Source organism: Serratia sp. TMDUHS_CL, from assembly GCF_037137105.1.
In the GTDB taxonomy this organism is placed as follows: Bacteria; Pseudomonadota; Gammaproteobacteria; order Enterobacterales; family Enterobacteriaceae; genus Serratia; species Serratia nevei.
Window position 1 is genome coordinate 48,751 of record NZ_JBBBDV010000014.1, and the last position, 22,429, is coordinate 71,179.

Here is a 22,429-nt window from a genome sequence, read left to right on the forward strand (position 1 = left end):
AGGTCAGGGATGAAATACGGCGCAAACGGGCCACAGAAACAAATTGACAGTTAATCTTTGGTTATACAATAATAAATAAAATTTTCCCTGGTGTTGGCCAAGTGGCTACCTGATCCTTTCATAGGATCAGTTTTTTTTTGTATTTCCGCCAACGTCATTGCGGCCCGCATAATTCACGCCAGGCCGCCCCCCGCTTAAATCCCTTATCAGCCCTTATGGCTTCTCCTGCGCCGTTGAGCGCGCCGATGGCCAATTCAAAAACGCGCGCTGACGCCGACGTTATACATAAACTGCTCGCCGCTGCTCAGCCCGCCGGTTTGCGACACGGTGGCGAAGGCCGATACCCTGTCCGTCAACGGCATGTTGGCCCCCAGCGTGACATCCACCCAGTTTTTGTCCTGGCCCGCACTGTCGCGGGTGAACGAGGTTTGCGTCGATTTCAGGCCACCGCCGGCGCGGTAGACGTCGTCGCCGAACTGATGCTGATAACTCACTTCCGCATAAGGGTTAAACACGCCGAATTGCGTATCCAGCCGCCAACCCAGCGCGCCGATCTGCGAGTGATAAGTTTGATCGTTGAAGCGCATGGCGGTGCTGTCATCGCCATCTTCACCGTAGCCGGAAACGCGGCTGTAATCCCAGGCGAACTGCGCGACCGGCCCGGTGGTCAGGTAAGAAGTAATCGGGAAGTCATAGCCGGCGGTCACGCGCGCGCCCCACTGCTTGCCGGTGGTCGAACCGGTTTCGGTGCGCGTCAGCGGCCCCAGCCGCATGCTGCGGCGGATGTCGTCATAATCCATCGTCGCATAGTGCAGATCGGCGTTGACCCAGCCATGCTCGAATAGCGCCAGCGAACTGAAGGCCGACAGCAGCAGCCCGCGCGACTTGTAATCAAAGCGGCTGGAAGGATGCTGATCGTCGTTGGAACCGGCGATCAACGCGCCGATTAACCAACCGTCGGTCAGCTGATAGTCCACGCCGACGGTCAGGTTGTGGGTAGTGGCGTTGCCGTCCCCCGCCGCCCGGTTATCGGCATAGTCGTAGTGCTGGCCGGCGTAACCGCCGAACACGCCCAGCGATCCCTGCGGGTTGTCGCCGTTGCGCAGCTGCTGGAAGCGACTGTCGAGCGTGGCGCGGCTGTCGCGCGCCATCGCCGCGGTCGCCTGATTCAGCGCCACCACCTGCGCCGGGCCATCCAACACCGCCTGGATATAATCCGCAATCAGCAGGTGCGCCTGCGGGCTGGGGTGGAAATGGTCGGAGAACAGATAGGACTGGCTGGCGTCGAAGCCGGGCATATCGGAACGGCAAACCGCCGAGGAAACGCCCGGCGGGCAAGCCATACCGGCGGTGTTGGCGAAGCCGAACTGCGCCGGATTGGCGATCGCTTCGGCGAACAGCTTGTTGACGTCCACCCGCACGATATTGCCGCCGCCCTGCGCCAGCAGACGGTCTTCACTTTGATTATAGAAATCGGTCAGCTGGGCGGCCTGCGCGCTCAGGCTGTCATACGCCGCGATAAGCTGCGCGGCGATCGCCTGCTGCACCTGAGGAATGGCGCTGCCCTGCTTCGCCGCGGCGGCCAACGCCGCGTGGATCGCCTGCGTGCGTGAAGCGTTGTCCGGCGTCGCCACCGAATTAAGCGTGGCATAGGCCGCCTGGATCGCCGCCCCCTGCACCGGCGACAGCGCCTGTTGAATGATCAATTCCATCAGCTGCGGCGTGGAGCCGATGTTCGGCACCGTTGGCACGATCACCGTGCCGGCGCCGGCGTTCAGCAGCGAATGCACCTGCGCAGCGGCGGCCGCAGCGCTGTTATAGGCCACGCCGGGCGCGGTAGCGGCATTCAGCGCCGCCGCCGCCAGATCGTTGCCGCCGATCCAATGAATATACAGCCCGTCGCCGTCGGCCTGGCCATTGACCCGGTTCAGATAGCGCTGCACCTGATCCTGGGTGTTGTCGACCGGGTTCAGGCCCGGCACCGCCACGGCGCCGCCGGCGGCGTAGTTTTCACCGCCGTTGTCCGAAGCCACCAGCGCCGCCCCGATGCGTTGCGCCAACGCTTCGTCGTACAGCAAGTGCTGGTTGCCGTCATAGGTGAACCGGCCGTTGTTGCCGGTATCGCTCAGGCTGTCGCCAAAGACGTACAGTTGATCGTACGCCTGAGCCGGTAGGGTCACACTGCAAAGTAGCGCCACTGCAAGCGCCGCCGGGCGGGGCATGCACGTTATTTTTAGAGGCATGAATCGACTCCTGAGAGCCTGCAAATGAAGGCAATGTCGTTTTTATCGTTGACCGGTTTTCCACCGGCCATGTAGTAACTATTGTCGGCTTTTTCGTCACGTCAAGCGGGCTGATGACAAAACAATCAGAGGCTTGCCAAGTTCGGCGCTACGAGCGATGATTACTGTTCATAAACACAGCATAAGGACAGTCAGGATGGCAGACGAACGTTGCGGTTGGGTGACGGCCGATCCGTTGTATCTCGAGTATCACGACAAGGAATGGGGCGCGCCCACCACCGACGCGCGCGAACTGTTTGAAATGCTGTGTCTGGAGGGGCAACAGGCCGGCCTTTCCTGGATCACCGTTCTGAAAAAGCGCGAGAATTACCGTCGCGCTTTCCACGGTTTCGATCCGCAGCGTGTCGCCGCCATGACCACAGAGGACGTGGAAAACCTGCTGCAGGACAGCGGCATCATCCGCCACCGCGGCAAGATAGAAGCCATCATCACCAACGCCAAAGCCTATCTGGCGATGGAAGCGGCCGGCGAAGATTTCGTCGCTTTCATTTGGGACTTCGTCGGCGGCCGGCCGCAGCTCAATCGCTGGCAGGCGCTGAACCAGGTGCCGGCCAAAACCGAACAGTCCGACGCCATGTCCAAAGCGCTGAAAAAGCGCGGCTTCAAGTTTATCGGCTCCACCATTTGTTACGCCTTCATGCAGGCCAGCGGGCTGGTGAACGATCATCTGACGGGGTGCATCTGCTACCCAAAGCCACGGTGATCCGCCCCTGTGGACCGGAGGATATCGAACGGCTGATGGCGCTGTGGCTGCCCAGCACCATCGCCGCCCATCCGTTCGTGGCGGAAAAGTACTGGCGTGAGAGCGCCGCGCTGGTGCGGGAAAACTACCTGCCGCGCGCGCAAAGCTGGGCCTGCTGGCATCACGACGAGATCGTCGGCTTTATCAGCGTGCTGGACGAGCAGTTCATCGGCGCGCTGTTTGTCGATCGGGCGTTTCACGGCCGCGGCGTCGCCCAGGCGCTGATGACGCACGTGCAGCAGCGCTACCGCCGGCTCAGCCTGGAGGTGTACCAGCAGAACCTGCGTGCCTGCGCGTTCTACCACAAGCACGGCTTTCAGGTGACGCAGCGCCTGTTCAATGAAGAAACCCAGGCCTATACGCTAATCATGAACTGGTCGGCAGTCGAAAATTCAACCCATTAGGCTTAAAAAAGGCGCATCCACACCCCGGATGCGCGCAATTAGGAATCCGCTGCATGGCGCCGCCCGGCGTTTTGTCGCATAACTCCCCCCAGCACTTCCCCGCGCTCATCATTTGTCACGTTTTTCTCCGGAACTGCCGGCGAGTCAACGCGTCATAGTAGCGCGGTGACGCGGGCCCCACCTGCGTCGCCTATTTTTTGCGCCCCCGTTTTGGGCAGGCGCGTACAGATTTTGATGCCATTAAGGACAAGAACATGAAAAAACGCATTGCAATTATTGCCGGCGCAGTGAGCGTAGCGCTCACGCTGTCGGCCTGTACCACTAACCCATACACCGGCGAATCCGAGGTCGGCAAATCCGGCATCGGCGCAGGCCTCGGGGCCGCACTGGGCGCCGGTGTCGGCGTGCTGTCCTCTTCCAAGAAAGATCGCGGCAAGGGCGCGCTGATCGGCGCGGCGGCCGGTGCGGCACTGGGCGGCGGCGCAGGTTATTACATGGACGTGCAGGAAGCCAAACTGCGCGACAAGATGAAAGGCACCGGTGTCAGCGTCACCCGCCAGGGCGACAACATCGTGCTGAACATGCCGAACAACGTGACCTTCGACAGCAGCAGCGCCACGCTGAAACCGGCGGGCGCCAACACCCTGACCGGCGTCGCCATGGTGCTGAAAGAGTACCCGAAAACCGCGGTCAACGTTGTCGGCTACACCGACAGCACCGGCTCCCGATCGCTCAACATGAACCTGTCGCAGCAGCGCGCCGACGGCGTAGCCAGCGCGCTGATCACCCAGGGCGTGGCGGCAAACCGTATCCGCACCACCGGTGCCGGCCCGGACAACCCGATCGCCTCCAACAGCACCGCGGAAGGCAAGGCGCAAAACCGCCGCGTCGAGATCACCCTCAGCCCGCTGCAGTAATCCCGTGCGGGGCGCGCAACCGGCGCCCCGCCGCCTCCCTGCGATTTTCTCCTTACCCTTCAATACTCCCGCCCGCACATCGGGTATGGTAGTCTCCTTGGCAATTAACCGCAGGAGGGATCGGCTGTGAGCACTGTCAAGGCAACGCGCGCCTCAGGGCGCGCCACCATCAGCGATGTGGCCAGCATCGCCAAAACCGGCAAGACCAGCGTGTCGCGCTATCTGAATGGTGAACAACACCTGCTTTCCGACGATCTCAAACAGCGCATCGAACAGGCGATCCGGCAGCTCGACTATCGGCCAAGCCAGATGGCGCGCAGCCTGAAAGGCGGCCAGACCCGCCTGATCGGCCTGATCCTCGCCGATATCACCAACCCCTATTCGGTGGACGTGATGCGCGGCATCGAGGCCGCCTGCCGCCAGCACGGCTTTACCCTGCTGGTGTGTAACACCAACAACGAAGTCAATCAGGAACAGCACTACCTGCAGCTGCTCAGCAGTTACCGGGTGGAAGGCATCGTGGTCAACGCGGTCGGCATGCGCGAGGAAGCGTTATCCACGCTGCAACAGTCGATGCTGCCGATGGTACTGATCGACCGCAAAATCCCCGACTTCGCCTGCGACGTGGTGGGCCTGAACAACCGCGAAGCCGCCACCGTCGCCACCGAACATCTGCTGCAACAAGGTTTCGAAGCAATCCTGTTCCTCAGCGAGCCGCTCGGTACGGTCAATACCCGTCTCGAACGCCTGCACGCTTTCAGACACACCATGGCGCAGCACCCCACGCTGTTGGCGGAGCAGGCCGAAACGCCGCTCAACGATCGGCAGAAGCTGGAGCAGGTGCTGAGCGATTTCAGCGGCCGCCATCGCGGCATGCGCAAGGCGGTGATCTCCGCTAACGGCGCCCTGACGCTGCAGGTGGCGCGCGCCATGCGCCGGCTCGGCATTCAGTGGGGCAACGACATCGGCCTGCTGGGCTTCGACGAGCTGGAGTGGGCGGAGCTGGCGGGCGTCGGCATCACCACGCTGAAACAGCCCACCTACCAAATGGGGCACGCGGCGCTGGAGCGGCTGGTGCAGCGCATTCAGGGCCTGGCTGCCCCCAGCGGCGAGCAGATGTTCTCCGGCGAGCTGATCGTCCGCGGCTCCACCACCCGCTAACCCGCCTTCTCCGGGGCCGTTGCCCGCCCCGCCCTCATCGGCTGTTTTTTGCTCAGCTTCGTGATTGCGATCATATTTTTACACTCTGTCGCTTTCCGCTGGAACCGGTTCCATTTAACGTACCGGTAACAGCAGCGGCGGCGACAATGCCGCCTCAGGAGTCAAAATGAAAACAGAAATCATCGTGGTCACCGGCGCCTACGGCACCGATACCGTCAAACAACACGGCGGCCAGCGCGCGCTGTTGCCCATCATCGCCGGCGCAGGCGCCGACGGGGTCGAGATCCGCCGCGAACTGTTCGCCGCCGGCGAACTGGACAGCCTGCCGGCCCTGGCGCAAGAGATCGATCGCCAGCAGCTGTTCGCCGTCTACTCCGCCCCTGAGGCGCTGTTCACCCCGCAACATACGCTGAACCCCAACCTGCCTGCGCTGCTGGCAGAAGCGCAGGCGCTGAACGCGCGCCGGTTGAAGCTGTCCCTCGGCCATTTCCGCCCCGGCTTCGATTTTACCGAGCTGAAAGTGGCGCTGGAGCAGCACCCGGTCAAACTGGTGGTCGAGAACGATCAGACGCCGGACTGCGGCATTTTGTCGATGCTGAACGCCTTTTTCCACGCCGCAGAAGATAGCCACCTGCCGGTCAGCATGACCTTCGATATGGCCAACTGGCTGTGGGTGGGGCAAGACGCCTTCGCCGCCGCCGAACGCCTGGCCCGCCACGTCGGTTACGTGCACGTCAAAGCCGCCACCCAAGGCCCGCGTGGCTGGCGCGCCGTCGCGCTGGACGATACCGACGGCAGCTGGCGCGATCTGCTGGCCCGCCTGCCGCACGATGCGCCGCGCGGCATCGAATTCCCGTTGCAGGGCGATGATCTGGAAGCCGTCACCCGCCATTACGTCAATATCTTGCGTGCGGAGTAACCCCATGATGACAACGTTAACGGCAACGACGGCGCAGCAGGCGCCCCTGGATGTGGTCACGCTGGGCGAAGCCATGGCGATGTTCGTGGCGGCGCAAACCGGCGATTTGGCGGAGGTGGAAACCTTCACCAAACGCATCGCCGGCGCCGAATTGAACGTGGCGATCGGCCTGGCGCGTCTGGGCATGAACGTCGGCTGGGTCAGCCGCGTCGGCAACGATTCGTTCGGCCGCTTCACCCTGCAGCAGCTGAAAAAAGAAGGCATCAACTACCGGCAGGTGACGGTCGACGGCCACTATCCCACCGGTTTTCAGGTGAAATCCAAAACCACCGATGGTACCGATCCCAGCGTGGAATACTTCCGCAAAGGCTCGGCGGCCAGCCACCTGTCGGTCGCCGATTTCGACCCTGAGTATTTCGGTTCCGCACGCCACCTGCACCTGAGCGGCGTTGCAGCGGCGCTGTCCAGCGAGTCGCTGGCCCTGTGCCACCATGCGGCGCGCGAAATGCGCGCCATGGGCAAAACCATTTCGTTCGACCCCAACCTGCGTCCGGTGCTGTGGCCTAGCCGCGAGGTGATGATCGAGCAGCTGAACCAGCTGGCATTCGCCGCCGACTGGGTGCTGCCGGGGCTGAAAGAGGGGCAGATCCTCACCGGCCAATCGACGCCGGAAGGCATCGCCGATTTCTATCTGGAACGCGGCGTGCAGGCGGTGATCATCAAAACCGGCCCGGACGGCGCCTGGTTTAAAACCGCCGCCGGTGACAAGGCGGCAGTGGCCGCAGTGAAGGTCGACAACGTGGTGGATACCGTCGGTGCCGGTGATGGCTTTGCCGTCGGCACCCTCAGCGCCCTGCTGGAAGGAAAAACGCTGATACAGGCGGTGCAGCGCGGCAACAAAATCGGTTCGCTGGCGATCCAGGCCATCGGCGACAGCGAAGGCCTGCCAACCCGCGCGGCGCTGGCCGAATAACAATAAAAAAAACGACTTCTCCGCATGACGTCAGCCTCTGGCCCTACAACCGGGACGCGTCGGGAGAGCATCTGCCCCTTTGTCTTGCATGCCCAGCGTGCCGGGCGAAGGGGATGCAACACCACTGAAGGATACTGAACATGAACAAAGCGACTGTCGCGGCCAAACGCTGGTGGTACATCATGCCCATCGTGTTTATCACCTACAGCCTGGCCTATCTCGATCGCGCCAACTTCAGCTTCGCCTCTGCCGCCGGCATCAATGAAGATCTCGGCATCACCAAAGGCATGGCCTCGCTGCTGGGTGCGCTGTTTTTCCTCGGTTATTTCTTCTTCCAAATTCCCGGCGCCATCTACGCCGAACGCCGCAGCGTCAAAAAATTGATCTTCTGGTGCCTGATCCTGTGGGGCGGTTGCGCCTCGCTGACCGGCGTGGTCAGCAATATCCCGATGTTGGCCGCCATCCGCTTTATCCTCGGCGTGGTGGAAGCGGCAGTGATGCCGGCGATGCTGATCTACATCAGTAACTGGTTCACTAAATCGGAACGGTCACGCGCCAATACTTTCCTGATCCTCGGCAATCCGGTGACGGTGCTGTGGATGTCGGTGGTGTCCGGTTATCTCATTCACGCTTTCGGCTGGCGCGAAATGTTCATCATCGAGGGCATTCCGGCGGTTATCTGGGCGTTCTGCTGGTGGGTGCTGGCGAAAGACAAACCGGCGCAGGCCGGCTGGCTGAGCGCCGAGGAGAAACTGGCGCTGCAACAGCAGCTGGACGAAGAGCAGAAAGGCATCAAGGCCGTGCGCAACTACGGCGAAGCCTTCCGTTCGCGCAACGTGATCCTGCTGTGCGTGCAGTACTTCGCCTGGAGCATCGGCGTGTACGGCTTCGTGCTGTGGCTGCCTTCCATCCTGCGCAGCGGCATGCAGATGGGCATGGTGGAAGCCGGCTGGCTGTCGGCGGTGCCTTACCTGGCGGCGACCATCGCCATGATCGTGGTCTCCTGGGCGTCGGACAAAATGCAAAACCGCAAGCTGTTCGTCTGGCCGCTGCTACTGATCGGCGCGCTGGCGTTCTTCGGCTCTTACGCCGTCGGCACCAACCACTTCTGGATCTCCTACGGCCTGCTGGTGGTCGCCGGCGCCGCGATGTACGCCCCCTACGGGCCGTTCTTCGCCATCATTCCGGAAATGCTGCCGAAAAACGTCGCCGGGGGCGCCATGGCGCTGATCAACAGCATGGGCGCGCTGGGGTCGTTCTTCGGTTCGTGGTTCGTCGGCTATCTGAATGGCGCCACCGGCAGCCCGGCGGCCTCTTACATGTTTATGGCCATCGCACTGGTGGTGGCGGTGGTGCTGACGCTGATCGTCAAACCCGCCCGCAACGAGATCCAGCCGCAATTGGCTTGATCCGGTTATACTTTTTATCTGTTAACCCAACCGGGGGGGCGCCATGCCCCCTTTGGCCCAGCTGGAGTTCGTGATGAAGCCTTCTATCGTATTGTACAAAAGCCTGCCTGCCGATCTGCGTGAACGTCTGGAACAGCACTTCACCGTGCACGCCTTCAACGGCCTGCAGCCGGAGAACCGCGACGAACTGCGCCAGGCGCTGCAGCAGGCCGAAGGGATCATCGGTTCCGGCGGTAAAATTGACGAAGCCTTCCTGCAGCAGGCACCCAAACTGCGCGCGGCCTCGACCGTTTCCGTCGGCTACGACAACTTCGACGTCGAGGCGCTCAACGCCCATAACGTGCTGCTGATGCACACCCCGACGGTGCTGACCGAAACCGTCGCCGACACCATCATGAGCCTGGTGCTGGCGACCGCGCGCCGGGTGGTGGAAGTGGCCGAGCGGGTGAAGGCCGGCGAATGGCGCGGCAGCATCGGGCCGGACTGGTTCGGCGTCGACGTGCACCATAAAACCATCGGCATCCTCGGCATGGGGCGCATCGGCCTGGCGCTGGCGCAGCGCGCGCATTTCGGCTTCGGCATGCCGGTGCTGTACAACGCCCGCCGCACGCATGAAGAGGCGGAACAGCGCTTCAACGCGCGCCGCTGCGATCTGGACACCCTGCTGGCCGAGTCGGATTTCGTTTGCATCACGCTGCCGCTGACCGAACAAACCTTCCACATGATCGGCCGCGAACAGCTGGCGAAAATGAAGAAAAGCGGCATTCTGATCAACGCCGGCCGCGGGCCGGTGGTGGATGAGCAGGCGCTGATCGAAGCGCTGCAAAACGGCGTGATCCACGCCGCCGGGTTGGACGTGTTCGAGAAAGAGCCGCTGCCGGCCAACTCGCCGCTGCTCAGCATGCCGAACGTGGTGGCGTTGCCGCACATCGGCTCCGCCACCCATGAAACGCGCTACGGCATGGCCGCCTGCGCGGTGGATAATTTGATCGCCGCGTTGACCGGCACGGTGAAAGAAAACTGCGTCAACCCGCAGCTGTTGCGGAAATAACTCAGCGCGGCCGGTGCTCTGCGGATAACCGGCCGTGTTGCTCTTCCTGCTGCGGTGCGAACAGCGCCTGCAGCTGATGTTCTTCGGCGAAGTGCTGCAATTCGGCATCCTGAATTGCCTGAACGATCTCTTCTCGCCAGTTTTTGTCCGTCATCGCTAACCTCCTTTGATGTTCATCGTTTAATCTGCCGCAGCGCGCGCGCAAAGCCAAGCCGAATCAATCCGAAAACGCTCCGCCCTTCCTCTCCTCCCCGAAAACCCCCCGCAGGGAGGAGGCCATTTTTCCACCGTTTGCCACACTGGGCGCTACCCTGCGAAAAAACGCTTCCTGCCGCGCGTAAGGAGAGCCATGAAACTGTTACCCCTGCCCTTGTTGATGCTGCTGTCGCCTTCGGCGCTGGCCGGCTGGACGCTGCCGGGCTTCCCGGCCTTCGACGAAACGGCCGCCGGGCTGTTCGCCAGCCAGGCCGCGCTGCCCAAAGGCCAGCTGCCGCTGCGGCTGTATCAGGATAACCATTGCTGGCAGCCGGCCGAGGCGGTGAAGCTTAACCAGACGCTGTCGCTGCAGCCCTGCGGCACTCATCCGCCGGTCAGCTGGCGGCAGTTCCGCGCCGGCGACTATCAGGTGCGCATCGACACCCGCAGCGGCACGCCGACGCTGCAGCTCAGCCTGAGCAGCGCGCCGGAAAGCACCGCCGTTGCCGTCCGCAGCTGCCCGCGCTGGGACGGCAAGCCGGTCACGGTCGACGTCGCCTCCACCTTCGCCGAAGGCGAAACGCTGCGCGATTTCTATTCCGGTCAAACGGCGCAGGTGAGCCAGGGGAAAATCACGCTGCAGCCCGCCGCCGCCAGCGGCGGCCTGTTGCTGCTGGAATCCGCCGCCACGGCGAAACCGGCGGCGTTCAGCTGGCATAACGCCACGGTTTACTTCGTGCTGACCGATCGCTTTGAGAACGGCAACCCGGCCAATGACCACAGCTACGGGCGCCGCAGCGACGGCCTGCAGGAAATAGGCACCTTTCACGGCGGCGATCTGGCCGGCCTGACGCAGAAGCTGGATTATCTGCAGCAGCTGGGCGTCAACGCCTTGTGGATCAGCTCGCCGCTGGAGCAGATCCACGGCTGGGTTGGCGGCGGCACCAAAGGCGATTTCCCGCATTACGCCTATCACGGCTATTACGCGCTGGACTGGACTCGCCTCGACGCCAACATGGGCACCGAACAGGAGCTGCGCACGCTGGTCGAGCAGGCGCATCGGCGCGGCATTCGCATTCTGTTCGACGTGGTGGTGAACCATGTCGGTTACGCCACGCTGGCGGATATGCAGACGTTCCACTTCGGCTCGCTGTATCTGCAAGGTACAGAGGTGGAGAAAACCCTGGGGAAAAACTGGAGCGACTGGCGCCCCGGACCGGGGCAAAACTGGCACAGCTTCAACGACTACATCAACTTCAGCGACAAAGCGGGCTGGCGCCAATGGTGGGGGAAAAACTGGATCCGCACCGACATCAGCGACTATGACTCACCGGGCTATGACGACCTGACGATGTCGCTGGCCTTCCTGCCGGACATCAAAACCGAAGCGCCCGGCGCCAGCGGCCTGCCGCTGTTCTATCGCCACAAACCCGACACCGCCGCGCGCGACATTCCCGGCGCCACCACCCGCGATTACCTGACCGTCTGGCTCAGCCAGTGGGTGCGCGATTACGGCATCGACGGTTTCCGCGTCGATACCGCCAAGCACGTGGAAAAACCGACGCTGGCGCTGTTGAAACAGCGCGCCACGGCGGCATTAGCGGCGTGGAAAGCGGAGCATCCGCAGCAGGCGCTGGATGACGCGCCGTTTTGGATGACCGGCGAGGCCTGGGGCCACGGGGTGATGAAAAGCGACTATTACCAAAACGGCTTCGACGCGATGATCAACTTCGACTTCCAGGACCAGGCGGCGCAGGCATTGGGCTGCTTTGCCGACATCGATGCCACCTACCGGCAGATGGCCGAGCGGCTGCAGGATTTCAACGTGCTGAGCTACCTCTCTTCGCACGACACCCGGCTGTTCTTCGCCAGCGACGCCAAAGGCTCGCTGCCGCTGCAACAGCGGGCGGCGAACCTGCTGTTGCTGGCGCCGGGCGCGGTGCAGATTTACTACGGCGATGAAAGCGGCCGCCCGCTCGGCCCAACCGGTTCCGATCCGCTGCAGGGCACCCGCTCCGACATGAACTGGCGTGAGCTGCTGGGAGAAAAAGCCCCGCTGCTGGCCCACTGGCAACGGTTGGGGCAGTTCCGCGCTCGCCACCCGGCGATCGGCGGCGGCGTGCAAACCCCGCAGCCGCACGCCGCCTACTACGCCTTCAGCCGCCGGCTCGGCGACGATAAGGTGATGGTGGTGTGGGCCGGCGAACGGTCACAATAATCCAGTGTAATATGCTACCAATCGGCCAATGGGCGAAGTTTGTGCCCATTGGTCGATTTGTCGGCCGCATTGCAGCGGGATTTGTCTGGCGGTATGGTGGGGGATTACCTGCTAAGAAACAGTACTGCTGCACCTATGACTTTCTCACTTTTCGGCGAAAAATTTACCCGTTATGCGGGCATTACCCGTTTGATGGACGACCTGAACGAAGGCCTGCGCACCCCCGGTGCCATCATGCTCGGCGGCGGCAACCCGGCGCAGATCCCAGAGATGGAAGCCTACTTCAAACAGCTGTGCCAGGAGATGCTCGATCAGGGCAAACTGACCGAAGCGCTGTGCAACTACGACGGCCCGCAAGGCAAGGACGCGCTGCTGAAAGCGCTGGCCAATCTGCTGCGCGACGAGCTCGGCTGGGAGATTTCGCCACAGAATATTGCACTGACGAACGGCAGCCAAAGCGCGTTTTTCTACTTGTTCAACCTGTTCGCCGGCCGCTATGCCGACGGTTCGCGCCGCCGCGTGCTGTTCCCATTGGCGCCGGAATATATCGGCTATGCCGACGCCGGGCTGGACGAAGGGCTGTTCGTCTCCGCCAAGCCGAACATCGAGCTGCTGCCGGATGGCCAGTTCAAGTATCACGTTGATTTCGAACACCTCACCATCGGCGACGACATCGGCATGATCTGCGTTTCACGGCCGACCAACCCGACCGGCAACGTGATCACCGACGAAGAGCTGATGAAGCTCGACCTGCTGGCACAGCAGCGCGATATTCCGCTGGTGATCGACAACGCCTATGGCGTGCCGTTCCCCGGCATCATCTTCAGCGACGCCACGCCGCTGTGGAACCCGAACACCATCCTGTGCATGAGTCTGTCCAAGCTCGGCCTGCCGGGCTCGCGCTGCGGCATCGTGATCGCCGACGAGAAGGTGATCACCGCGCTGACCAACATGAACGGCATCATCAGCCTGTCGCCGGGCAGCATGGGGCCGGCGATGGCGACGGAAATGATCGCGCGCGGCGATCTGCTGCGCCTGTCGAACGAGGTGATTCGCCCGTTCTACAAACAGCGCGTCGAGCACACCATCGAGATTATCCGCCGCTACCTGTCGCCGGAGCGCTGCCTGATCCACAAACCGGAAGGGGCTATCTTCCTCTGGCTGTGGTTCAAGGATCTGCCGATCACCACCGAAGTGCTGTATCAGCGCCTGAAAAAGCGCGGCGTGCTGATGGTGCCGGGCCACTACTTCTTCCCGGGGCTGGAGCACGACTGGCCGCACACCCACCAGTGCATGCGCATGAACTACGTGCCCGACCCGGAGAAAATCGAGCGCGGCGTAGCGATCCTGGCGGAAGAGATCGAACGCGCGCATCAGGAAGGCTAACGCCAGCTGATTGAAAATCGACCGATAAAGATATACGATGCATATATCGTATATCTTTTTTTTGGAGGGCTAGCGATGACCCGCATCGTGATCGATTTACCTGAAGAAGACCTGCGGCAGCTCGACAATTTGAAAAATATCCGCCACGTTCCCCGGGCCGAAATCATCCGTCAGGCCGTCTCCCGTTATCTGACGGAGAACCACGTTGAAGATCCCAGCAATGCTTTCGGGCTCTGGTCCGGGGCGATGGGCGATGGCGTAGACTACGAAAATCGTCAGCGCGAGGAGTGGGAATAATGGTGGTTCAACGGGCGCTATTCGACACCAATATCCTGATCGATTATCTCAACGGCATTCCTCAAGCCAAAGACGTTCTGACCGAATACCACATCAACCCGGCTATTAGCGCCATCACCTGGATGGAAGTGATGGTGGGTGCCAAAAAACAGGGGCCGGCGCTGGAGCTGAAAACGCGCCAGTTTTTAGGGCAATTCCTGCTGTTGCCTATTACCGATGAAGTTGCCGAACGCGCCGTAGAACTACGCCACTCACAGCATGTGAAGCTGCCGGACGCCATTATCTGGGCCACCGCGCAGGTGGGGTTCCGGACGCTCATCTCCCGCAACCCCAAAGATTTCGGCACTGACAACGGCGTGTTAATGCCTTACCGGCTGTAGTCGGGCAGCGTTACAGCGTCCAGAACAGCACCGCCAGCAGCTGCGGCGACATGATGCGCAGGAACATCGCCAGCGGATACACGGTGGCGTAAGACAGCGCAGCGGCGCCGCTGGTAGGATGCAGACCGTTGGCGAAGGCCAGCGCCGGCGGATCGGTCATCGATCCCGCCAACATGCCGGACAGCGTCAGGTAGTTCATCTTGCCCACCGTGCGCGCCAGAATGCCGACGCTCAGCAGCGGAATGGCGGTGATCAGCGCGCCGTACCCGACCCACGTCAGCCCCTCGCCGTGCAACAACGTATCGATGAAGTTGCCGCCCGACTTCAATCCAACCACCGCCAGAAACAGCACGATGCCCAGTTCGCGCAGCGCCAGGTTGGCGCTCGGCGGCATAAACCAATACAGCTTGCCGATGCTGCCGATGCGCCCTAGGATCAGCGCAGCCACCAGCGGCCCGCCGGCCAACCCCAGCCGCAATGCCGCCGGGAAGCCGGGCACGAACAGCGGAATGGAGCCGAGCAGCACCCCGAGCCCGATGCCGATAAAGACCGGCAGCATCTGCACCTGCTGCAGTTTTTGTTGGGCGTTGCCGACGATTGCCGTCACCGCGTCGATGGCCTCCGGTCGACCGACCAGGTTGAGAATGTCGCCGAACTGCAGCGTCACGTTGCTGCCGGCCACCAGCTCCACGCCGGCGCGGTTGAGGCGTGAAATCACCACGTCATACTTCTGCTTCAGGTTCAGATCGCGGATTTTCTTGCCCAACACCTGTTCGTTGGTCACCACCGCCCTCACCACCTGCAGCGCGGTGCCGCGCGTCGACAGCGAGGCATCCACCTCTTCGCCGATCACCAGCCGGGCATTTTCCAGATCTTCGCGTTTGCCCACCAAATGCAGGTAGTCGCCAAGCTCCAGCCGCTCATGCGGCGCCGGCACCATCAGCAGCTCCCCGCGTTTGAGGCGCGAACAGACGATCGCTTCACCGTTGAGCAGCGGCACCTGCTTGATCGCCATGCCCTGCAGATTGGGATTGCGCACCGCCACGTTCATGGCGTGCAGCAGCTCACGCTGATTGCCCAGGCTGCTTTCAAACGCCTGCGCCTCGCGCTCGATGTTGATGCGGAAAAACAGCCGGATCAGCCACATCACCAGCAGGATGCCGCAAATGCCGAACGGATAGGCCATGGCGTAGCCCATGCCCATCCCGTCCACCAACGCCGGATCGGAACCGAGATCGGTCAGGATTTGTTGACCGGCACCCAGCGCCGGAGTGTTGGTGACCGCGCCGGAGAACACGCCGAGGATGATCGGCAGCGGCACGTCGAACAGCTTGTGCACCGCCGCCGCCACGACGCCGCCGGTCAGCACCAGCAGCACCGCGAAGGCGTTGAGGCGCAGACCAGAGACGCGCAGCGAAGAGAAGAAACCGGGGCCGACCTGAATACCGATGGTGTAGACGAACAGGATCAGGCCGAACTCCTGGATAAAGTGCAGCATGTCCCCGTTCAGGCTGATTTGCCCGCTCTGGGCGAAGTGACCGACCAGGATGCCGCCGAACAGCACGCCGCCGATGCCCAGTCCGACGCCGTACAGCTTCCAGTTCCCCATCCACAACCCAATGACGGCCGCCAGCGCCAACATGCTGACGGTCAGGGCGATATCGCTCATAGGTCACATCCTTGCCAAAGTTGAAACGGGAATTCACGGTTAAAAGCACACAATTAACAAGGATTATGACATCGGACAGACGGGGGGACTGTGGCGTGCGCCACATAACGCAGCGGGGGAGATCCGTCTGGATCTCCCCCGCATGATGATGACCGTTTTTCAGTCGGTTATTTGGCTTCCAGCTCCGGCGTCGCACCGATGGCGATGCGCTGCGGCTGCAAGGCTTCCGGCACCTGACGCACCAGATCGATGTGCAGCAGGCCATTTTCAAATTTGGCCTCGGACACCTGCAGATGCTCCGCCAGGGTGAAGGTCAGCTGGAACTCTTTGCACACCAGGCCTTGATGCAGGTATTCGACCTGTTTTTCCGGCGGCGTAGGTTTACCGCTGACGGTCAGCCGCGGCCCTTCCACCTCGATATTCAGTTCGCTCTGCCGGAAACCGGCCAGCGCCAGAGAAATGCGGTAGTGATTGTCATCGCTTTTCTCGATGTTGTACGGTGGGAACCCCTGGGGTTCCTGGCCCCCCATTGAACTGGCCAATTTATCAAAACCAATCCACTGACGCAGAAGCGGGGATAAATCGTAATTACGCATAGGAACAACTCCTTTCATTAAGCGAGATGTGTTTATTCAGCCCCCTGACGGCAGGCTAGGTATTATTTGCCGGCAGCGTACCTGCCGGCGAAACGGAAATTTATTTAATTTCGATGCGGCGCGGTTTTAATGTTTCCGGCACGATGCGTTGCATGTCGATATACAACAGGCCATTCTCCAGTTTGGCGCCTTTAATTTGAATATGTTCGGCCAGCTGGAATTTACGCTCAAAATTACGCTCGGCGATGCCCTGGTATAAATAGGTTTTTTCTGCCGGTTCGTTATTGTGCGCCCCGCGCACGATCAGCAGATTATCTTGCGTGGTGATCTCCAGCTCCTGCTCGGCAAACCCGGCTACCGCGATGGCGATGCGATAATGATTTTCGTCCACCAGCTCGACATTATAAGGCGGATAACCGCCGTTGCCCTGACTCTGACCGGCTTCCAGCGCGTTGAACAAGCGATCGAAACCAATGGCGGAACGGTATAGCGGGGAAAGATCAAAATTACGCATAAAACAGCCTCCTAAGGCACTTCAGCGAGGTTGAAATAAATACGCCTTCCACTCTGGACAGGCTAATTAAGCCAGAATTCCCTTACGGCGAATTCTCAATTCGGCTCTGATGATAAAATGGGGGTTGATTTCATCAATTCAACAGGCGAGGATCAAAAAAACTTCGCACCGATTAGGCGAAAGTTTTTTTACCACTTACACTAAAGTGAGAGAGCCGCCACAGAGCGGGATTTTGCTTCTTTAAAAGCAGCAACAGGATGTTATAAATCAGCTTAATTTAGGGGAACAGCAACCCTGCAGGATGGATTAATGACGACGATGAAAGCGATAGCGACGGGCTGCATGTTGTTGGCGACCAGCGGTTGCTCCAGCGTGATGAGCCATACTGGCCCGAATCAGGGTTACTACCCCGGCACCCGCGCCAGCGTGGACATGCTGAAGGACGACAACACCAGCTGGGCGATGATGCCGCTGGTGGTGCTGGATCTGCCGTTTTCCGCAGTGATGGACACCGTACTGCTGCCTTACGACTATCTGCGTTCCGGCAACGACGCCACCGCAGACTCGCCAAAAGCGCGCATCCTGCGCAGCGAGCAGCAGAATCTGGCGGCAACCGGCAATCCCGGCGAAGGCAACGACAGCACCGCCACCCACTAATCGCGCACGCAGCGGGCCGCCAGGCCCGCCTTACACCTCAACCACAAAGATCTGGTTGAACCCCGCTATCTCGCGCATAAACGCCACTTTCTTGCCATCCGGTGAAAACACCACGGCATCCGCCGACGGCGGCTGCGCGCTGCGCTGCGTTAAACGCTGCAGGCGGCCGCCGGCGACCTCGCACAGCATCACGCTGTTGTCGCACACCAAGGCAATCGCCCCGCCCTGCGGGTGCCAGCTGAACGCTGACTGGATGTCATGCTCGCTGCGGCTCACCTGCCGCGGCTCCCCGCCGTTCGGCGACACCGTCCACAGCTGCACCACGCCGCCGTCGTCCTTCATCAAAAATGCGATTTGGCTGCCGTCCGGCGAGCTGCGCAGCCAATGGCGCGGCGCACCGGCAACGCCCGGATAACGACGATCGCCGGTAAAGGTTACCCGCCGCTGCCTGACGCCCTGCGGCGGCGCCGGCAACTCGCTTTCCGTCCCCTGCAACGGCAAAGCGCCCGCCCTGGCGTAATCGGCATCGTTCTCCGGCAGATCGACAATAAACACCTCCGGCAGCTTCTCGCCGGCGGCGGACAGCGTATCGCCGATGAACGCCAACGCCCAGCGCTGCCGGCTGCCGTCGGCCTTACGGTAACCCTCGCGGCCGATCCAGCCTTCTTCGTAGGCGCGATTGATCTGATCGCTGCCCGGCTGCGGCTGCGGCACCGTCTCGCTGACCAGCACGCAATAGTGGCTACCGTCATACTCGCGCGGGTGCTGTTTCGGCGGATTGACCCCGTGCAGCGGCACGGCCACCCCGACGTTGCGCAGATCGCGCGCCGGATCGCGTTCGTGCATGACGTGGTCGTTGTAGGTAAAGCTGAGGCGGCTGCCGTCCGGACTGAAAACGTGCACATGGCTGCCGCCGCGCAGCGCACCGGGCGTGTAGGGGGCGGTGATATCCAGCGCGTCGAGGGTGATGGCCAACTCGCGATCCGGTTCGCTGACGATCACCCCGCGGCGGTGGTGAAAATCATACTGCCAGGCGCTGTCGGGGTGCTCCGGACCGTGGATAAAGGCATAGCGCGCCGGCGCATCGGGGCTGACCGTGACCACGCCGACGTGGGCGCCGTGCTGGGCGCGATAAACCACCTCCACCGCGCCGCTGGCGACGTTGACCCGCTCGATGCTCAGACCGGTGAAAGAGGCGCCGCGCGGGCGCACGTCATAAGCCAGCCATTGGCTGTCCGGCGTCCAGACGTTGATATTGGTTAACTGATGCCCGCGAGGGTCGAAAGTCAGTTGTTTTTCCCGATGGCTCATGGCGGTTCTCCTGCGCATGCCGGCACTGAGTCGCCATCTTACCGGATCGGCGACAGCGTTTCACATGGCCTGCGCGGGTAAGGCGGGAGGATTTTTCGGTTCGAAATGACGCAATTATTTTTCAGCGTCTTATCATTTAAACCGAACGACGGCGTCGGCAGGAAATAAGCGGCCGATTAGGCATTCGCATTCCTGGCGGCGAAACTCAACGGCGCCCATGCCGTATAGGCGGATGCCGCGAGCGCTATTTTTTTCATTCTCATTTCCTTCATCAAAATAAATCAGCGGCAGCACCTTCCTTAACGCAAATAAATAAAAAATCGTGTCGCTAAACGACAGGTTAATGATTATTTTCAACGCCAATGCGATGCTCTTCCCCGGCCGTTGCCGCTGGCGGGCCGGGTTGCCCGGCGGTCGGGCGACGGGGTTTACAATCAATACAAAAAAGTACAAACTGGATTTTTAAGTCCAAAACATTCTGGAGCCGGTATGAACGCCCTCTTCGATGCCATTGTTTCTGCCCATCAGCAACTGCGCCCTCAGGTACGGGTCACGCCCCTGGAGCGCAGCGTGCTGCTTTCACAGCAGCTCGGCTGTGAGCTGTATCTGAAATGCGACCATCTGCAGCACACCGGCTCCTTTAAATTTCGCGGTGCCAGCAACAAGCTGCGATTGCTGGATAGCGAACAACGCCGGCGCGGCGTGATCGCCGCCTCAACCGGCAACCACGGCCAGGCGGTCGCCCTGGCGGGGCAGCTGATGGGCGTTGGCGTCACGGTGTATGCGCCAGAGACGGCGGCGAGCATCAAGCTAGACACCATCCGCGCGCTGGGCGGCACCGTGGAATTGGTGCCGGGCGATGCGCTGAACGCCGAACTGGCGGGGGAACAGGCCGCACGCGAACAGGGAAAAACCTATATCTCGCCGTATAACGACGAGCAGGTGATCGCCGGCCAGGGCACCTGCGGCATGGAGCTGGTTGAACAGCTCACCGGTCTGGACGCCGTGTTCGTGGCGGTGGGCGGCGGTGGCTATATCGCCGGTATTGGCACCGTTTTGCGACAATTGTCGCCGAACACGCAGCTTATCGCCTGCTGGCCGGAAAACGCCACCAGCATGTACAGCGCGCTGGAAGCGGGCCATATCTTCCCGGTGGAAGAGCAAGAAACGCTGTCCGACGGCACCGCCGGCGGCGTCGAACCGGGCGCCGTGACCTTTCCCCTGTGCCAGCAGCTGATCGACCGTAAAGTGCTGGTCAGCGAGGCAGAGATCAAACACGCGATGCGCCGGATCGCCGCCAGCGATCGGTGGATTATCGAAGGCGCGGCCGGCGTGGCGCTGGCGGCGGCGATCAAACTGGCGCCGGAATATCAGGGGAAAAAAGTGGCGGTGGTGCTGTGCGGTAAAAACATCGTGCTGGAAAAATACCTTAAGGCCATCGCCGATGCGCATCCTTAATCAGCAGCAAATCCTCGCCGCGTTCGACGCCGAGGCCATAACCGCGCTGCTGAAGCAGGGGTTTATCGCCTATTCGCAGCGGCAGGTGCAACAGCCGCCGGTGCAGCATTTCCTGTTCGAACAGGCCGCCGGCGATTGCTGCATCAAATCCGCCTGGCTGGAAGGCGACGAGCTGTTCGTGGTCAAGGTGTCCGCCGGTTTCTATCGCAACGCCGAACGCGGCCTGGCCAGCAATCAGGGATTGGTGATGGCGTTCTCCGCCCAGACCGGCGAACCCCGGGCGCTGCTGCAGGATGAGGGCTGGCTGACCGCGCTGCGCACCGCACTGGCCGGCCGCATCGCCGCCGAGCTGTGCGCGCCGCCGCATATTCAGGCGATCGGCATGGTCGGCACCGGCCTGCAGGCGCGGCTACAGCTGCAATGCCTGAAACCGGTGACCGATTGCCGCGAGGTGTGGGTGTGGGGCCGCAACGAACAGGCGCTGGCGGCGTATCGGCGCGATGCCGAGGCAGAAGGTTTTCGGGTGCTGACCACGCAGGACGCGGCGGACCTGGCGGCGCACTGTCAGCTGATCGTGACCACCACGCCCAGCCGCGAACCGATCTTGCAGGCGGCGGATATCCGGCCCGGCACGCACATCACCGCCGTGGGCGCCGACGCGCCAGGCAAGCAGGAGCTGGCGACCGATCTGGTGGCCAATGCGGACGCGCTGCTGGTCGATGCGCTGGCGCAATGTGCTGACTACGGCGAGATCGCGACGGCTTATCGGCAAACTAGGCTCACTTCAACGCCAATCGTCGAAATGGGCGCCCTCTTGGCGCAGGGCGGGCGGTTGCGAAGCGAGTCGCAGCACATCACCATCGCCGATCTTACCGGGCTGGCGATTCAGGATCTGCAGATCGCCAAAGGGGTGTTGGCGGCAATATAAAGGGGCGCCGCAGCGCCCCATTTTATCAGCCGTTGAGCACGAACTTCTCGATGGCGCGCGCCACGCCGTCTTCGGTATTGGCGCTGGTGACAAACTGCGCCACCGCTTTCAGCTCGGGAATGGCGTTGCCCATCGCCACGCCGACGCCGGCATACTCGATCATCGCCGTATCGTTGGCCTGATCCCCCAGCGTCATGATGTTTTCCCGCGCCACGCCGAGATGCTCGGCCAGCATTCTCACCCCGGCGCCCTTATCGACGTTCTTATGCAGGATTTCGAGGAAGTAAGGCGCGCTTTTCAGAATGGTGTAACGCTCGCGCGTTTCCGCCGGGATGCGCGCGATAGCGCGGTCCAACAGCTCCGGCTCGTCGATCATCATCACTTTAGGGAAACGCATCTGGCGATCCATCTCTTCCACGCTGCGGTATTTCAACGGAATACCGGTCATTGCCGCCTCGTGTATGGTGTATTTGCCAATGTCCTTGTTCGGGGTATACAGGGTGTCGAAATCAAACGCCTGGTAGTGAACGCCGAACTCGCGCGCCATCTGCTCGAAGTGCAGATAGTCCTCGAAGCCCAGCGTTTCCTGCAGGATGCAAGCGCCGTCGACCGCACGCAGCACCAGTGCGCCGTTATAGGTTATACAGAAATCGCCGGGGCCCTGAATGTCCAACTGGCGCAGATAATCCTGCACGCCGACATAAGGCCGCCCGGTGGCCAGCACCACGTGCACCCCTTTGCGCCGCGCTGCCGCGATAGCCTGCTTTACCGCCGGCGTGATTTGGTGCTGCGGATCCAGCAACGTGCCGTCCATGTCGATCGCAATCAGTTCAATAGCCATTCAACGCTTCTCCCAGTGGTTTTTTCTCATGCTAACGCGTTTCAGCCTCGGCTGTCAGCGCCAAAAAAGGCGTAAAAAAATCCGCGCGGGTCGCCCGGCG

23 protein-coding genes are annotated in these 22,429 nt (G+C 61.6%); 15 read left to right on the forward strand and 8 right to left on the reverse strand.

The genetic code is table 11. The features are described from left to right. Positions 1 to 254 precede the first annotated feature (254 nt). On the reverse strand, positions 255 to 2,243 hold the full coding sequence (locus WCL58_RS21445) for an autotransporter outer membrane beta-barrel domain-containing protein (RefSeq protein WP_089186628.1): 1,989 nt from the start codon (positions 2,241 to 2,243) through the stop codon (positions 255 to 257). A gap of 196 nt (positions 2,244 to 2,439) precedes the next feature. Here WCL58_RS21445 and WCL58_RS21450 point away from each other — a divergent pair, with 196 nt between their 5' ends. From WCL58_RS21450 to ghrB, 8 genes are all read left to right on the forward strand, one after another. Beyond that, positions 2,440 to 3,006 (forward strand): DNA-3-methyladenine glycosylase I, encoded by a 567-nt coding sequence (locus tag WCL58_RS21450; RefSeq protein WP_038875986.1) that lies wholly within the window; start codon positions 2,440 to 2,442, stop codon positions 3,004 to 3,006. Then, entirely contained in the window at positions 3,003 to 3,449 is a 447-nt protein-coding gene (locus tag WCL58_RS21455; protein ID WP_049200599.1) for an N-acetyltransferase, read from the forward strand. Before WCL58_RS21450 ends, WCL58_RS21455 begins: the two co-directional genes overlap by 4 nt. A gap of 254 nt (positions 3,450 to 3,703) precedes the next feature. Continuing rightward, complete coding sequence (locus WCL58_RS21460) at positions 3,704 to 4,366, forward strand: OmpA family lipoprotein (RefSeq protein ID WP_016929583.1); 663 nt, start codon at positions 3,704 to 3,706, stop codon at positions 4,364 to 4,366. A 126-nt stretch (positions 4,367 to 4,492) separates the two neighbouring features. Then, the gene (locus tag WCL58_RS21465) at positions 4,493 to 5,527 is read left to right on the forward strand and encodes a LacI family DNA-binding transcriptional regulator (protein WP_038875990.1); all 1,035 of its coding nucleotides are present in this window, start codon (positions 4,493 to 4,495) and stop codon (positions 5,525 to 5,527) included. A gap of 166 nt (positions 5,528 to 5,693) precedes the next feature. Further along, on the forward strand, positions 5,694 to 6,446 hold the full coding sequence (locus WCL58_RS21470; RefSeq protein ID WP_060424332.1) for a sugar phosphate isomerase/epimerase family protein: 753 nt from the start codon (positions 5,694 to 5,696) through the stop codon (positions 6,444 to 6,446). 7 nt (positions 6,447 to 6,453) lie between these two features. Continuing rightward, positions 6,454 to 7,419 carry a sugar kinase gene (locus WCL58_RS21475; RefSeq protein ID WP_060424404.1) on the forward strand — a complete coding sequence of 322 codons (966 nt, stop codon included), beginning with the start codon at positions 6,454 to 6,456 and terminating at the stop codon, positions 7,417 to 7,419. Between the two features lie 140 nt (positions 7,420 to 7,559). Continuing rightward, positions 7,560 to 8,828: an MFS transporter gene (locus WCL58_RS21480; protein WP_060424334.1), complete on the forward strand. Its 1,269-nt coding sequence runs from the start codon at positions 7,560 to 7,562 to the stop codon at positions 8,826 to 8,828. Between the two features lie 73 nt (positions 8,829 to 8,901). Then, a complete protein-coding gene (ghrB, locus tag WCL58_RS21485; protein WP_060424337.1) occupies positions 8,902 to 9,879 on the forward strand; it encodes a glyoxylate/hydroxypyruvate reductase GhrB in 978 nt (325 codons plus the stop codon). 1 nt (position 9,880) lies between these two features. Here the strand turns inward: ghrB and WCL58_RS21490 are convergent, their stop codons facing one another. After that, entirely contained in the window at positions 9,881 to 10,033 is a 153-nt protein-coding gene (locus WCL58_RS21490; RefSeq protein ID WP_187181583.1) for a hypothetical protein, read from the reverse strand. Positions 10,034 to 10,228: 195 nt separating this feature from the next. Between WCL58_RS21490 and WCL58_RS21495 the strand changes: the two genes are divergently transcribed. From WCL58_RS21495 to WCL58_RS21510, 4 genes are all read left to right on the forward strand, one after another. Continuing rightward, positions 10,229 to 12,292 (forward strand): alpha-amylase, encoded by a 2,064-nt coding sequence (locus WCL58_RS21495; RefSeq protein WP_336851588.1) that lies wholly within the window; start codon positions 10,229 to 10,231, stop codon positions 12,290 to 12,292. Positions 12,293 to 12,427: 135 nt separating this feature from the next. Continuing rightward, positions 12,428 to 13,678 (forward strand): valine--pyruvate transaminase, encoded by a 1,251-nt coding sequence (locus tag WCL58_RS21500; protein ID WP_004933935.1) that lies wholly within the window; start codon positions 12,428 to 12,430, stop codon positions 13,676 to 13,678. Between the two features lie 75 nt (positions 13,679 to 13,753). Further along, positions 13,754 to 13,975, forward strand: a complete 222-nt coding sequence (locus WCL58_RS21505) for a ribbon-helix-helix domain-containing protein (protein WP_004933932.1) — start codon at positions 13,754 to 13,756, stop codon at positions 13,973 to 13,975. Beyond that, positions 13,975 to 14,355, forward strand: a complete 381-nt coding sequence (locus tag WCL58_RS21510; RefSeq protein ID WP_060424343.1) for a type II toxin-antitoxin system VapC family toxin — start codon at positions 13,975 to 13,977, stop codon at positions 14,353 to 14,355. Before WCL58_RS21505 ends, WCL58_RS21510 begins: the two co-directional genes overlap by 1 nt. Before the next feature lie 10 nt (positions 14,356 to 14,365). Here the strand turns inward: WCL58_RS21510 and WCL58_RS21515 are convergent, their stop codons facing one another. The 3 genes from WCL58_RS21515 to ibpA form a co-directional block, all read right to left on the reverse strand. After that, entirely contained in the window at positions 14,366 to 16,024 is a 1,659-nt protein-coding gene (locus WCL58_RS21515; protein ID WP_047729572.1) for a putative transporter, read from the reverse strand. A 167-nt stretch (positions 16,025 to 16,191) separates the two neighbouring features. Next, a complete protein-coding gene (gene ibpB / locus WCL58_RS21520; RefSeq protein WP_004933922.1) occupies positions 16,192 to 16,620 on the reverse strand; it encodes a small heat shock chaperone IbpB in 429 nt (142 codons plus the stop codon). A 100-nt stretch (positions 16,621 to 16,720) separates the two neighbouring features. Next, on the reverse strand, positions 16,721 to 17,134 hold the full coding sequence (ibpA, locus tag WCL58_RS21525; protein WP_004933919.1) for a small heat shock chaperone IbpA: 414 nt from the start codon (positions 17,132 to 17,134) through the stop codon (positions 16,721 to 16,723). 309 nt (positions 17,135 to 17,443) lie between these two features. Between ibpA and WCL58_RS21530 the strand changes: the two genes are divergently transcribed. Then, positions 17,444 to 17,791 (forward strand): YceK/YidQ family lipoprotein, encoded by a 348-nt coding sequence (locus WCL58_RS21530; protein ID WP_336851589.1) that lies wholly within the window; start codon positions 17,444 to 17,446, stop codon positions 17,789 to 17,791. Between the two features lie 30 nt (positions 17,792 to 17,821). Here the strand turns inward: WCL58_RS21530 and WCL58_RS21535 are convergent, their stop codons facing one another. Beyond that, complete coding sequence (locus WCL58_RS21535) at positions 17,822 to 19,102, reverse strand: DUF3748 domain-containing protein (RefSeq protein ID WP_055316928.1); 1,281 nt, start codon at positions 19,100 to 19,102, stop codon at positions 17,822 to 17,824. Between the two features lie 132 nt (positions 19,103 to 19,234). Further along, complete coding sequence (locus WCL58_RS21540) at positions 19,235 to 19,555, reverse strand: hypothetical protein (RefSeq protein WP_142109031.1); 321 nt, start codon at positions 19,553 to 19,555, stop codon at positions 19,235 to 19,237. Positions 19,556 to 19,591: 36 nt separating this feature from the next. Between WCL58_RS21540 and WCL58_RS21545 the strand changes: the two genes are divergently transcribed. Continuing rightward, a complete protein-coding gene (locus WCL58_RS21545; protein ID WP_060424350.1) occupies positions 19,592 to 20,560 on the forward strand; it encodes a threonine/serine dehydratase in 969 nt (322 codons plus the stop codon). Next, on the forward strand, positions 20,547 to 21,488 hold the full coding sequence (locus tag WCL58_RS21550) for an ornithine cyclodeaminase family protein (protein WP_149571845.1): 942 nt from the start codon (positions 20,547 to 20,549) through the stop codon (positions 21,486 to 21,488). The genes WCL58_RS21545 and WCL58_RS21550 overlap by 14 nt, the downstream gene beginning before the upstream one ends. Before the next feature lie 25 nt (positions 21,489 to 21,513). On the opposite strand, the gene yidA is transcribed toward WCL58_RS21550, so the two are convergent. Continuing rightward, positions 21,514 to 22,329 carry a sugar-phosphatase gene (gene yidA, locus WCL58_RS21555; protein WP_060441262.1) on the reverse strand — a complete coding sequence of 272 codons (816 nt, stop codon included), beginning with the start codon at positions 22,327 to 22,329 and terminating at the stop codon, positions 21,514 to 21,516. Positions 22,330 to 22,429 lie beyond the last annotated feature (100 nt).